Origin of the sequence: Amycolatopsis sp. NPDC058340 (assembly GCF_042723975.1) — a bacterium.
Lineage (GTDB): Bacteria > Actinomycetota > Actinomycetes > Mycobacteriales > Pseudonocardiaceae > Amycolatopsis.
On record NZ_JBHXIB010000044.1, the window covers coordinates 36,467 to 48,567 of the forward strand.

The 12,101-nt window shown below is 69.6% G+C and carries 12 protein-coding genes; 7 read left to right on the forward strand and 5 right to left on the reverse strand.

Annotated features, from left to right (window positions below):
• Positions 1-135: 135 nt before the first annotated feature.
• The 3 genes from ACFWIW_RS32900 to ACFWIW_RS32910 are packed head-to-tail and all read right to left on the reverse strand — an operon-like array spanning position 136 to position 4,372.
• Positions 136-1,059 (reverse strand): alpha/beta hydrolase, encoded by a 924-nt coding sequence (locus ACFWIW_RS32900; protein ID WP_378372044.1) that lies wholly within the window; start codon positions 1,057-1,059, stop codon positions 136-138.
• Positions 1,046-3,070 (reverse strand): CocE/NonD family hydrolase, encoded by a 2,025-nt coding sequence (locus ACFWIW_RS32905; protein ID WP_378372045.1) that lies wholly within the window; start codon positions 3,068-3,070, stop codon positions 1,046-1,048. The genes ACFWIW_RS32900 and ACFWIW_RS32905 overlap by 14 nt, the downstream gene beginning before the upstream one ends.
• A gap of 3 nt (positions 3,071-3,073) precedes the next feature.
• Positions 3,074-4,372: an acetyl-CoA carboxylase biotin carboxylase subunit family protein gene (locus ACFWIW_RS32910; RefSeq protein WP_378372046.1), complete on the reverse strand. Its 1,299-nt coding sequence runs from the start codon at positions 4,370-4,372 to the stop codon at positions 3,074-3,076.
• Positions 4,373-4,455: 83 nt separating this feature from the next.
• Between ACFWIW_RS32910 and ACFWIW_RS32915 the strand changes: the two genes are divergently transcribed.
• The 3 genes from ACFWIW_RS32915 to ACFWIW_RS32925 are packed head-to-tail and all read left to right on the forward strand — an operon-like array spanning position 4,456 to position 8,096.
• On the forward strand, positions 4,456-5,970 hold the full coding sequence (locus tag ACFWIW_RS32915) for an FAD-dependent oxidoreductase (protein ID WP_378372047.1): 1,515 nt from the start codon (positions 4,456-4,458) through the stop codon (positions 5,968-5,970).
• Positions 5,970-7,067 (forward strand): glutamate--cysteine ligase, encoded by a 1,098-nt coding sequence (locus ACFWIW_RS32920; RefSeq protein ID WP_378372048.1) that lies wholly within the window; start codon positions 5,970-5,972, stop codon positions 7,065-7,067. Before ACFWIW_RS32915 ends, ACFWIW_RS32920 begins: the two co-directional genes overlap by 1 nt.
• Positions 7,068-7,085: 18 nt before the next feature.
• On the forward strand, positions 7,086-8,096 hold the full coding sequence (locus tag ACFWIW_RS32925; RefSeq protein WP_378372049.1) for an iron-containing redox enzyme family protein: 1,011 nt from the start codon (positions 7,086-7,088) through the stop codon (positions 8,094-8,096).
• Here ACFWIW_RS32925 and ACFWIW_RS32930 read toward each other — a convergent pair.
• A complete protein-coding gene (locus tag ACFWIW_RS32930; protein ID WP_378372050.1) occupies positions 8,064-8,279 on the reverse strand; it encodes a CDGSH iron-sulfur domain-containing protein in 216 nt (71 codons plus the stop codon). The two genes, ACFWIW_RS32925 and ACFWIW_RS32930, sit on opposite strands and share 33 nt — an antisense overlap.
• Complete coding sequence (locus ACFWIW_RS32935; RefSeq protein WP_378372051.1) at positions 8,263-8,955, reverse strand: methyltransferase; 693 nt, start codon at positions 8,953-8,955, stop codon at positions 8,263-8,265. Before ACFWIW_RS32935 ends, ACFWIW_RS32930 begins: the two co-directional genes overlap by 17 nt.
• 239 nt (positions 8,956-9,194) lie before the next feature.
• On the opposite strand from ACFWIW_RS32935, the gene ACFWIW_RS32940 reads away from it, so the two are divergent.
• From ACFWIW_RS32940 to ACFWIW_RS32955, 4 genes are all read left to right on the forward strand, one after another.
• Entirely contained in the window at positions 9,195-9,329 is a 135-nt protein-coding gene (locus ACFWIW_RS32940) for a hypothetical protein (protein ID WP_378372052.1), read from the forward strand.
• Positions 9,330-9,401: 72 nt separating this feature from the next.
• Positions 9,402-9,833: a DUF4383 domain-containing protein gene (locus tag ACFWIW_RS32945; RefSeq protein ID WP_378372053.1), complete on the forward strand. Its 432-nt coding sequence runs from the start codon at positions 9,402-9,404 to the stop codon at positions 9,831-9,833.
• A gap of 28 nt (positions 9,834-9,861) precedes the next feature.
• A complete protein-coding gene (locus ACFWIW_RS32950) occupies positions 9,862-10,827 on the forward strand; it encodes a glycosyltransferase (RefSeq protein WP_378372054.1) in 966 nt (321 codons plus the stop codon).
• Between the two features lie 29 nt (positions 10,828-10,856).
• The gene (locus ACFWIW_RS32955; protein WP_378372055.1) at positions 10,857-12,074 is read left to right on the forward strand and encodes a glycosyltransferase; all 1,218 of its coding nucleotides are present in this window, start codon (positions 10,857-10,859) and stop codon (positions 12,072-12,074) included.
• Positions 12,075-12,101: the final 27 nt, after the last annotated feature.

Genomic DNA, 12,101 nt, shown 5'->3' on the forward strand with positions numbered 1-12,101 from the left:
GAAGGTGGACACGGTGACCGGCGCGCCGGCGTCCCTGCCCCGCCGGGGTTGCCCACGCCGGTCCACCTCACGGACGGCGGACGTACAACCTCGCTGCGTCGTCCGTTGCCTTCCGGTTACCCACTCCTCACGCGGCTACACCGATTTCACGAGCGATCGATCGACGAGATGCGCGATCCCCTCCAGCGCCAGCTTCGCTTCCGGGATCGAGGCCAGCATCCACGCGTGGATCATCCCCTCGTATTCGTGATACCCCAACGGCACTCCCTGCTCGGTGCACAGCGTGTGGAGGCGCCGGGCGTCGGCGAGCAGGACGTCCTTGGTTCCGATGTAGACGGTCAGTGACCCGAGCCCGGAAAGGTCACCCAACAGCGGGCTGAGCCGGGGGTCGGTGCGGGTCAACCGTCCACTGTAGAGTCTCGCCGCCTCGTTCAGTCCGGTGAGCGCGAGGTACGGGTCGCGCCGGTCCAGTACGGGCTGCGCCGGGTGGCTCATCGTCAGATCCAGCCAAGGCGACAGCAGGACGGTCTCCTTCTGCACCGGCTCGCCCTCGTCCCGCAACGCCTTGGTGAGCGCCAGTGCGATCCCCGCGCCGGCGGAGTCCCCCATCACGATCTGCTCCTCCGGAGCGACACCCGCGGCGAACCCATCGTAGGCGCGGCGGACGAACGCGGTGGTCTCCGGGCAGTGATGCTCCGGGGCCAGCGGGTAGATCGGCACGGTGACCGCGCAGCCGGTGCGGTCGATCAGCCGTCCGAAGAACCGCCAGTGGTCGTGCTGGATCTGGTGCACGTAAGCACCGCCATGGAAGTACAGCACGTGTTTCCCGTTCCCACCGCGGCGCGGGCGGATCGTGTAGCAGGGCCGTCCGTCCACTTCGGACCGGCGGACGTCGAACCGGCGCCGGATCGAGCGGATCGGACCCTGATCGCCTTTCGCCTGGCTGCTTTCGATGCTCCGGCGGAAGCGGTCGAGCTCGGCATAGGTGCGCTTCCGGTTGGTGAGGCGCAGCCACGCGAGCAGCGTCTTCGCCGTGAGACTCGTCTTAGACCTGATCACGGGGAACCGTCCGATGCCAGTTGCGGGAAAATGTCCTTCGCTCACCTTCATAAGCGTCGAGTCGCGCGTCGATCACGAACTCGGTGGGAGTGCACGAAACCCGGGTCCGGGTCTCGGACCTGGCTTCCCAGTCCCCGCGGGCGAACGTCATCGACCACGCCGTCTCCGCCACCGGGGAACAGAAATCGTCGGCCACCCACGAGTACCGCTCGAACACGTTCCTCGTGACGTCGAGGTCGATGTCCTCGAACCGGACCTTGCCCTCGTTCTTCACGATGTCGAGCGCGGAACGATAGTCGATCAGGTCACGGGAGACGGTCCAGCGCTGCTCGCCGGGTTCGAGCTGGGTCGCCGGGAGCGGTTCCGCGCCTTCGGGTTCACCGAACGGCCGCGCCGGGACTTCGTCCGCCTCCGCCATCGGCCGCACCGGCAGCGTCAGCGTGCTCTGTCCGGTGTGGACGGTCACCCTCGCCGGTACCGGCGGCGGCCACGCCAGCGGCCAGTACGACGACGAGATCGACAGCCGGATCCGGTGCCCGGCGGGGAAGGCCTGCGCGACGGCGTTCAGCTCGACACGCACGCGGTAGCGCGTGCCCGGTTCGAGCGGCTCCGGGTCGTCGTGCCCGTCCCGGTGGGTCAGGTTCAGCAGGCCGTAGGTCACTCGCGTGGCCCTGCCGTCCGGCGCGACGTCGGACAGCCGGACGGCGACCTGCGCCACCGGTTCGGCCGCCGATACCTCCAGATCCACCACCGGCGAACCGAGGATCTCGCACGGCTCGGCGAGCTCGTCGGTGTCGAAGACGAGCGAGCCGCCGTCCTCCTCCCGCTGGTCGTACGGCAGGTCGGGCGGGGCGCTGTAGGAAGCCCACTTACCGGCGAACTGGCCGACCGAGAGCGGCGATTCCACCGGCAGGTCCTCCGCCGGGACCTCCTCGCCGGGCCGCGCGATCCGGTGCCGGGCGAGCCGATGCTCGGACGGGCGCACATGCGGCGAAGGCCAGGACGGCTCCCCCACCCAGCGGCCGGGGCGGTCCTCGTACGAGGTCGACGGCGGCACGCTGTCCTGCATCCAGGTCTGCAGCATCGGCCCGTCCATGACACCGTTTTCGGCGTCCTTCAACCAGTGGTCCCACCAGCGGACCAGCTCCTGCAGATAGCCGATGGCGGGTCCGGGCCGCCCGAGATGCGGGTACTTGTGCGACCACGGGCCGATCAGCCCGCGCCGGGGCACGTCGAGATTGGCCAGCAGCCGCGAGACCGCGTTCGAGTACCCGTCCGCCCAGCCGCTGGAGGCGAGGACGGGCACCTGGACATCGCTGTAGTTCTCGCAGACCGACGCGTGCCGCCAGTACTCGTCGCGTCGCTGGTGGCTCAGCCATTCGCCCACCCAGAGCCCGCAGTTCTCCAGCCGTTCGTGCCACAGTTCGCGCCACCGCTCCCCCGCCAGCGCGGGGTCGGGCGGCAATGTGGCGTAGGCGAACATCGTGGAGGCTTCGGCGACGTTGTCCGACAGCAGGCAGCCGCCCATGTAGTGCATGTCGTCGGCGTACCGGTCGTCGGTGAACGAGGAGATCGCGATCGCGGTCAGGCTCGGCGGTTTCCGCGCCGCCACCTGGAGGGCGGCGAACCCGCCCCAGGAGATGCCCATCATTCCGGTCCGGCCGGAACACCACGGCTGCGCGGCGATCCATTCGAGGACGTCCTCGGCGTCGAGTTGCTCCCGTTCGAGGTATTCGTCGGCGAGGATCCCTTCCGACTCCCCCGAACCGCGGATGTCGACGCGGACGCAGGCGTAGCCGTGCCCCGCCAGGTACGGATGGTGCACCGAGTCCCGCACCGAGGTCAGGTCGCGGTGCCGGTACGGGATGTACTCCAAGATCGCCGGGACCGGCTCGCTGTCCGAGGCGACCGGCCGCCAGATCCGCGCCGACAACCGCACGCCGTCGGAAACCGGGATCCAGACGTGGTCCTCCTCGGTGATCTCGTACGGCAGCGAAGCCACCGTCCGCATGGGCTATCCCTCCTCGAAGTCGAACCGCAGCGCTTCGACGCACCGGCGGTACTTGCTCTCCATCTCCCGTTCGGTCTGCGCCGCGACGAAGACATGCGCGAGTTCGTAGCTGTAGCTGTCCTGTTCGGGCAGTTCGGACAGCCGGACCCCCTTCTCGGCCACCGGTTCGATCTTCACCCCGGGGATCTCCGCCTCCAGGTCCGCGATCTCGGCGCGGGTGGGCACCCGGGTGACCAAGGCGTCGCGGAAGCGGCGGTAGTACCACTTGCCCGCGATCCGGTAGTCGCCCCGGTTCCGGCGCGCTCCGGGATCCTGTCCGAGGCCCAGCCGCACCATGATCTGGTGGTTCGCCACCCCGTCCACGTATTCGAACAGCTCCGCGTGGGACTGCGAATGCCGCGGGTTGATCTCCAGCAGGCAGGCCTGCCCGGATTCGGGGTGACAGAAGAACTCGATGCTGAACGTCGCGTTGTCGAAGCCGATCTGCTCCATCACCCGGACGGAGATCTCCTTCATCCGCTCGACGGCGTCCACGGGCAGCTGCGACGGGTACTGGTGCCGCAGGAAGGACGTCGAATCGGGATAGTTGATCGAATCGAGCACACCGTAGATCGTGACCTGTCCTTTGTAGACGTAGCCTTCGGTCGCGGCCTGCACGCCGTTGAGCTCCCCTTCGGCGAGGCACGCGGCTCCACCGGCGTTCGCCACCTCTTCGGGGAGGTCGACCGTGGCGAGGACGCGCTCGAAGGGTTTGCCGACCCTGTCCACGCCCGCCCGGATCTCGGCGACCGCCTTGTCGAACTCGTCGTCGTCGGCGACGTGGAAGGCCAGCTCCGAGGAGAACGACTTCACCGGCTTGAGCCACATGGGGTAGCCGACGCCTTCGGGCGGTCGGGGGTCGTCCTCGTCCAGATCGACGATGCCGAACGACGGCACTTCGTCGATCACCTTCGCCTGTTCGAGACGGCTCCAGTACTTGTGCTCGCATTTGAGCACCGCTTCGAGGGAGACCCCCGGGAGCCCGTACTTGTCGCACAGCATCGCCACCATCGTCGAGGACGGGAAGTCCCAGTAACTGACGATCGCGTCGATCGGTCCGGAGAAGGCGTCCAAATGCGCCTCCGCCTTCTCCACGAGCTCGACGATCGGGATCTCGCCGTGCTGGAGCTCCTCCGGCGAGAGGAGGGCGTGGAAGCGATACCGGCCGGCACCGGGGATTCGTCTCAGCACCTCGTCGTTGGCGTCGTCGAGACCGATGACGAAGATGTTCTTTTCCTCTGGGGGCCTGGAGGATGTGGTCATAGGGCAGTGCTACCCGTTCGGGTGGGGCGGAAAACCAGGACGGCCGTGGTTTGCCCGTCACGCCCCCAGGGAATCCGGCCCTCATGACGGAGTTGCCCGGTACGCGTTCATTGTGGCTAGACACGGCTCCCGCTCCCGATCGCACCGGCACGCCGTTGCCGCCGGAGGTCGACGTCGCCGTCCTCGGCGGCGGTATCGCCGGGCTCACCACGGCGTACCGGCTGGCGAGGGCCGGGCGCTCGGTACTGGTGCTGGAGGCCGGCCGGATCGCGGCGGGGGTCTCCGGCCACACCACCGCGAAGATCAGCACCCAGCACGGGCTCAAGTACGCCACGCTGGCCAAGGCCAAGGGCACCGAAGCCGCCGCGATGTACGCGTACACGCAGGCCGCCGCCCTGGACTGGATCGCGGCGGCCACGGCCGAACTCGGCATCGACTGCGGATTCACCCGGGCCGACAGCTTCGTCTGCACGACCAGGCCCGAAACGGTCGAAAGCCTCGAACGGGAGGCGGAAGCGGCCGCGGAGGCGGGCCTTCCGGCCACCTACGTCACCGAGGTCGACCTCGACGTGCCCGCCCTGGGTGCGGTCAAGTTCGCGTCGCAGGCGCATTTCCACCCGCGCCGCTGGCTGCTCGCGCTGGCCGGCGAGATCGAACGCGCGGGCGGGACGATCGTCGAGGGTGTACGCGCGGAAGGTCTCGACGAACTCGGCGGGACCAAGGTGCGCACCGGTTCGGGTGACGTGCGCGCCGGCGAGGTCGTGGTGGCGACCCATTATCCCGTGTTCGACCGCGGCCTGTTCTTCGCCCGGCTCGACCCGGTCCGCGATCTGGTGGTCGCCGGGCCGGTCGCGGGGAATCACCCGCCCGAGGGAATGTACCTGGACGCCGACACCCATCACTCCGTGCGGAGCTACCTCAACGACGGTGTCCCGTACGCGGTCGTGGGCGGCGAGCACTACCGGGTCGGTGACTCCGTCGACGTCGAGAGCCGGTACGAACGGCTGGCCACGTGGGCGGGCGAGCACGCCGGAGTGCACCGGGTCACCCACCGGTGGTCCGCGCACGATCTGTCCACTGTGGACTCCGTGCCGTACGTCGGGCGCTATCACCCGGCGAGCCGTCATCTCTGGGTCGCCACCGGTTTCGGCCAGTGGGGGATGACCGGCGGCACCGCGGCCGGGCTGTTGCTCGCGGATCTGCTGACCGGCCGCGACAACCCGTCGGCGGGCCTGTACGACCCGAACCGCTTCGATCTCCGGTCCGTGCTTCCGACCGTGGAGAACAACGCCACCGTGGCGAAATTCCTGGTGGGCGATCATCTCAGCGCGTTGCGCAAACCGGCTTCCCTGGACGAACTCGTGCCCGGCGAGGCGAAGGTGACCCGTGACGGCGGCGAACTCGTCGCGGCTTACCGTGATCCGGGCGGCGAACTGCACGCCGTCGGCGCCCACTGCACCCATCTCGGCTGCCTCGTCGCGTTCAACAACGCGGAGAAGACCTGGGATTGCCCGTGCCACGGTTCGAGGTTCGGGCTGGACGGGTCGGTGATCCAGGGGCCGGCCGTGCGCGCGCTGCCGAAGAAGCGGGAGCGGTGATGACCGGGATCGGCGTCGAAGAGGAGTTCCTGCTGGTCGATCCCCGGACCGGGGTGAGCTGCCCCCGGGCCGAGGCCGTGCTCGAACGGCATCGGATCTGCTGTCCGCTGCCGGACGGCGCGGCGGTCCACCGGGAACTGCGGCCGACCCAGATCGAGGCCGCCACCGGCGTCTGCGACACGGCCGGCGAACTGTACGAGCAGCTGACCGCGGGACGCCGCACACTCGCCGAAGCGGCCGCGGGCGAGGATTGCGCCATCATCGCCGCCGGCACTCCCCCACGACGGTCACCCGAGCGCGACTACGACGCCGTCGACCGGTTCGGCAAGGTCGACGCGCTGTACGCCGGCGTGGTCAAGGCTTACGAGGCCTGCGGTTGCCACGTGCACATCGGTGTGCCCGACCGGGAGACCGCGGTCGCCGTGGTGAACCATCTGGGTGAATGGCTGCCGACGTTGCTGGCGTTGTCGGGCAACTCGCCCTTCGAGGGCGGCCGCGACACCGGCTACGAGAGCTGGCGGATGGTGGAGCAGAGCCGGTTCCCCGGCTCGGGGATCGCCCCGTACTTCGTGGACGCCGCCGCTTACGAGGAACAGGTCGGGAAGCTGGTGGACTGCGGGATCCTGGTGGACGAGAACCAGACCTTCTGGCTCGCGCGGCCGTCCGCGCGGTGGCCGACGGTCGAGGTCCGTGCCGCCGACACCGCGTCCACCGTGGACGAAGCCGTCCTGCAGGGGCTCCTGACCCGCGCGCTGGTGCGCACCGCCCTCACCGAACTGGACCACGGGGTGGAGGCCGTGCCGCTGGATCCGCAGATCGCCGCCGCGGCCGTGTGGTCGGCCGCGCGTCACGGGCTTTCGGGGCCGGCCGTCGACCCGGTGGCGGGAAAGCCGGTCCCGGTGGGCGACCGGGTCGCCGCGTTGCTGGCGCGTACGCGGCAGGCGCTGGAGGACACGGGCGACGCGGACCTCGTCCGCACCCTGCTCGGCCGTCTGGAACGGGAAGGCACCGGCGCCGAACGGCAACGCCGGGCCGCCGCCGACGGGGAGATCGCGGTGTTGCGGATGCTGACCGAAGAGACGGTTCCGCACGGCTAGGGCGGGTACTCGGGCGGCATGACGACGATCGACCGTGACGTGGCCGCGAGGCTGCCCGAGATCCGCGGCCCGCTTTCGGCCGCCGTGGTGGACACCCTGGCCGGCGGGCGCAGAGACGATTTCGACCTCGAAGTGGCGACCGGCGCCGACCCGTTCGGCGAAGACCTGCAGCTGGCGCTGCACGTCTGCTACGAGCTCCATTACCAGGGCTTCGACGGTGTCGACTCGGAGTGGGAGTGGGATTCCCGCCTGCTCGCCTTCCGGTCGGTCCTGGAGCACGTGGTCCTCGACGGAATCCGCGCCGCCGTACCCGGCGGGGACGACGTCGGCGGGCTGCTGGACGAGTTGCTCGTCGAACCGGTCGAAGGCGGCGGCGTTTCCCATTTCCTGCGTGACGAGGGCGAATGGTGGCACGTCGAGGAATACTTCGCCCAGCGGTCGATCTACCACCTCAAGGAGGCGGATCCCCACGCGTGGGTGATCCCGCGCCTGCGGGGCAGGGCCAAGGCCGCGCTGGTCGCCGTGGAATTCGACGAGTTCGGCGGCGGGCGGGCCGATCAGGCGCACTCCCGGTTGTTCGGGGAGCTGCTGACCGCGGCCGGCCTGTCGGACGGCTACCTCGCCTACCTCGACCATGTCCCCGCGTGCATGCTCGCGACGGTGAACATGATGTCGCTGTTCGGGCTGCACCGCGGCCTGCGCGGCGCGCTCGTCGGGCATTTCGCCGCCGCCGAGATCACCACCGCGCCCGCCGCCAGGCGGATGGACCAGGCGCTGGAACGGCTCGGCGCGGCACCGGAATGCCGCTACTTCTACACCGAGCACATCGAGGCCGACGCGGTGCACGAACAGGTGCTGCGGCACGACGTCGTCGGCGATCTGCTCGACCGGGAACCCGGGCTGGCGGCGGATATCGCGCTGGGCGTCCAGGCCACCGACCTGCTGGAAACCCGGCTGACCGAGCACCTGCTGGGCGCCTGGTCGGCCGGGAAGAGCTCACTCCTCAGGCCGCTGCGTCCCTTGCCGTGACCGGCGGCGGTGGCTGGTGTCGCAGAACGGGTAGCGCTTGCTGCGTCGGCAGGCGCAGAGGGCGACCACGAAACGATCCGAGGTCACCGTCTCGCCGTCGTCCGTGACGACCTCGACCGGCCCCTCCACCACGAGGGGCCCGCCGGGTTCGATCCGGACCCTGGTCCTACGGCCGGTCGGCACGGATCACCACCAGTTCCTCGTGACACTGCTCGGCCTCGATCAGGCCCGCCGCTTCGAGGAAGGCCGCCCGTGCCCGCATGACCGGTCCGAAGGGGATCGATCGGGTGGCCACCACCGCGGGCGTCAATCCGGCCGCCCGCAGCTGCGTCAACGACGTGCCGGGGCCGGAGACCGCGGAGTGGACCATCATCAGGTACCCGCCTGGCGCCACCAATTCGGCCGCCTGGGCACAGACCTGGTCGAGCACGATCCGGCCGTCCGGCCCGGCGTCCCACGCCCGCGCGGCCCCGGTGGCGGGCACAGGTGAGGGCACGTACGGCGGGTTCGCCAGCACGACGTCGAACGGGCCACCGCGAGCCGCCTCGGCCAGGCCGCCACGAAGCGGCCGGACGGGAAGCCGGCGCAGCCGCGCGTTGAGCCACACCGCCGCCAGCGCCCGCCGGGAGATGTCCACCGCGGTCACCGATCTCGCACCGTGCGCCGCGGCCGTCAGCGCGAGGGCGCCGGTGCCGGTGCAGAGGTCGAGAACCCTTGCCCCGGCGGGCATTCCCGACGCGCTCAGCGCGCTCGCCAGGAACCAGGTGTCGTGCTGCGGGCGGTAGACCCCCGGCGGCCGCAGCAGCCAAGGCCGCGCCGGGGCGAGTGGAATCGTCGCTGCCTGGGAGATCGCGGTCATTTTCCCTCCGGTTCGCCGTAGTTGCTCACGGCTTCCCCGGTCGTGCGGCGTCAAACGTCCACAATGGTCCGCCGTGACTCGCGTGATCGAAGCCGTGACTCGCGTGATCAGAGGCGGAACACCGCGTGCGGTCTCCAATCACGCGAGTTACGTGCCTGATCACGCGAGTCACGGCTTCACCCATCACTAGAACGCGAGAAAACGGGTAACCACGAGGAAAGCGAGCGAAGGAGACCGTTATGGACACCGGACCCGCGAAGGGCGATTCCACCGAAAGCGAGAAACTGGACGAGGAAGACCGTGAAGAGACCCGAGGCGAGCAGGGCACCTCGTCGGGCGATCCCCACGACGACACCGACCCGCAGTCCGGTTGAGGATCACCGGGAGGCGTTTCACGGCCGCACCACGGGGTACCCGATCGGCTCGCGGCGAAACGGAGGCTTCCGATGAACCTACGTACGACTGGCTTCCTTCTGCGACCGGTGGTGCTGGTCATCGCGCTGGTCCACCTTGTCCTGGGTGTGCTCGGCTTCTTCTTCCTCCCCGAGGCGAACGAGGTCGGCGAGAACACGCTGTGGATCTTCAGCGCGACAGGCATGCTCGACGTCATCCGCACCGTGATCGGCGTCCTCGGTCTGGTCGCGGTGGTCAAACCGTCCGCGATCCCGGCCTACAGCTGGCTGGTTTTCGTCGCGTTCACGGGTTTGACCGCCTTCGGCGTCCTCTCGGCGGGGACGGATTCCGCCGGTGACGCGGTCAACCTCAACTGGGCCGACAACGTCCTCCACGGACTGACCGCCTTCACGGCGCTTGTGGTGGGTATCGCCGCCACTCGCGTTTCCCAGCGGAAGCAAAGTAAGACAACGGAAAACGTTTAGTCCGTCCACCACGGGCAACTCGGCGGTCATGACGAAAACGGCCCCGCTCCGGATTCTCCTGTGGCATGTGCACGGTTCGTGGACCGAAGCCTTCGTCCGGGGTGGCCACCAGTGTTTCCTGCCGCTGCTCGCCGAAGGCGGGCCGTGGGGCCGCGGACTCAGCGGCCGTGACTGGCCCTCCGCCCACGAGATCCCGGCCGACGCACTACGGGATCTCGACATCGACGTCGTGGTCCTCCAGCGGCCCGAGGAGATCCACCTGGCCGCGCGGTGGCTGCGCCGCCGCCCCGGCAAGGAAGTGCCCGCCGTCTACGTCGAGCACAACACGCCCCGGGAGCACGCGGCCACCACCCGGCATCCGCTGTCCGATCGCGACGACATCCCGCTGGTCCACGTGACCCATTTCAACGAACTGATGTGGGACTCGGGCCTCGCGCCCACGGTGGTCGTGCCGCATGGGATCCCCGATCCCGGCGAACGGTACACCGGCGAACTGCCCCACGGCGCGGCCCTGATCAACGAACCCGTGCGGCGGGGCCGGATCACCGGAACCGATCTGCTCCCCGCGTTCGCGGAGATCGCGCCGGTCGATGTGTACGGGATCGCCGTCGAAGAACTCGACGGCCGTCACCCGGCGGTACGTCCGGGAGGCGACCTGCGCAGCCGGGAAGTGCACGCCGAAGTGGCCAGGCGCCGCGTCTACCTGCACACCGCGCGGTGGACGTCGCTGGGCCTTTCGCTGCTCGAAGCGATGCATCTGGGTATGCCGGTCGTGGCCCTGGCGACCACCGAAGCGGTACTCGCGATCCCGCCGGACGCTGGCGCCGTCTCGACGGACGTCAAGGCGCTGGCGAAGGCGTATCGCGAACTCGTCCACGAACCCGATTTCGCCGTGCTGGCGGGGAAAGCGGCGCGGGAGTTCGCGTTGAGCCACTACGGGCTCGACGCGTTCCTCACCCGCTGGGACACCCTGCTGGCCGAAGTGACCGCTTGATTCCGCCGGACGCGGAGGGAAGGAACCCGATGAGGATCGCGATGGTTTCCGAGCACGCGAGCCCGCTCGCCGCCATGGGCGGAGCCGACGCCGGGGGTCAGAACGTCCACGTCGCGGCGCTTTCCGCCGCGCTGAGCAGGCAGGGACACGACGTCACCGTCTACACGCGCCGCGACAACCGCCGTGTCCCCGCGACCGTCGAGACGCCGGACGGCTACCGCGTCGTCCACGTGCCGGCGGGACCGGCGAGAAAGCTGCCGAAGGACGAACTGCTGCCGCATATGGGCGAGTTCGGCCGGGTGCTCCGGTCCCGCTGGGCCAAGGACCGGCCGGACGTCGTCCACGCGCATTTCTGGATGTCCGGCCTGGCTTCGATTCTCGCGGCGAAGGACCTCGGCATCCCGGTGGCCCAGACCTTTCACGCGCTGGGTGTGGTGAAACGCCGCTACCAGGGCAAAGACGACACCAGCCCGCCCGAACGGATCCGGCTCGAGCGGATGATCGCCAAACAGGCCGACCGCGTGATCGCGACCTGCTCGGACGAGGTCTTCGAACTCGTGCGGATGGGGCTGCCGCGATCGCGTGCCTCCGTCGTCCCTTGTGGTGTCGACCTGACCACGTTCACCCCGGACGGTGAAGTGGCTCGCCGGACGGCCCGACGCCGGATCGTCAGCGTCGGCAGGCTGGTCCCGCGCAAGGGTTTCGACCTCGCGATCGCCGCGCTTCCTTCGTTGCCGGACACGGAACTGGTCATCGTCGGCGGCCCGGATCCGGGTCCGCTCGCCAAGGCGCCGGAGGTCCGGCGGTTGCGGGCGATCGCCGACCGGGCCGGCGTGAGTGATCGCGTACGCCTGCCGGGGCTCGTGTCGCGCGAACAGATGCCCGCCCTCCTGCGCTCCGCCGACGCGGTGGTCTGCACCCCTTGGTACGAACCGTTCGGCATCGTGCCGCTGGAGGCGATGGCCTGCGGTGTCCCCGTCGTGGCGACCGCCGTCGGCGGGCTGACCGACACCGTCGTCGACGGGGTCACCGGGTTGCTCGTTCCTCCGCGCAACCCCGTCGACCTGGCGGCCGCGCTGCGGCGTCTCCTCGGTGACGCTTCGTTGTGCGAGTCGTTCGGGCTCGCCGGAGCCGACCGGGTGCGGGCGCGGTACTCCTGGGACAGGGTCGCTTCGGATTGCTTGCGCGCTTACGGGCGCGTGCTGACCGGGGAGACGGAAGTGGCGGCGGCCGCTTCACCTTCCTGACTCGTGAGTGGCGAGGACGGTTAGAAC

Coding starts and splice junctions, on each gene's coding strand:
- ACFWIW_RS32925 (WP_378372049.1), top strand. CDS start 7,086: ATGACGACGATCGACCGTGACGTGGCCGCGAGGCTGCCCGAGATCCGC.
- ACFWIW_RS32955 (WP_378372055.1), top strand. CDS start 10,857: ATGAGGATCGCGATGGTTTCCGAGCACGCGAGCCCGCTCGCCGCCATG.
- ACFWIW_RS32935 (WP_378372051.1), bottom strand. CDS start 8,955: ATGACCGCGATCTCCCAGGCAGCGACGATTCCACTCGCCCCGGCGCGG.
- ACFWIW_RS32950 (WP_378372054.1), top strand. CDS start 9,862: ATGACGAAAACGGCCCCGCTCCGGATTCTCCTGTGGCATGTGCACGGT.
- ACFWIW_RS32940 (WP_378372052.1), top strand. CDS start 9,195: ATGGACACCGGACCCGCGAAGGGCGATTCCACCGAAAGCGAGAAACTG.
- ACFWIW_RS32920 (WP_378372048.1), top strand. CDS start 5,970: ATGACCGGGATCGGCGTCGAAGAGGAGTTCCTGCTGGTCGATCCCCGG.
- ACFWIW_RS32910 (WP_378372046.1), bottom strand. CDS start 4,372: ATGACCACATCCTCCAGGCCCCCAGAGGAAAAGAACATCTTCGTCATC.
- ACFWIW_RS32905 (WP_378372045.1), bottom strand. CDS start 3,070: ATGCGGACGGTGGCTTCGCTGCCGTACGAGATCACCGAGGAGGACCAC.
- ACFWIW_RS32945 (WP_378372053.1), top strand. CDS start 9,402: ATGAACCTACGTACGACTGGCTTCCTTCTGCGACCGGTGGTGCTGGTC.
- ACFWIW_RS32915 (WP_378372047.1), top strand. CDS start 4,456: ATGACGGAGTTGCCCGGTACGCGTTCATTGTGGCTAGACACGGCTCCC.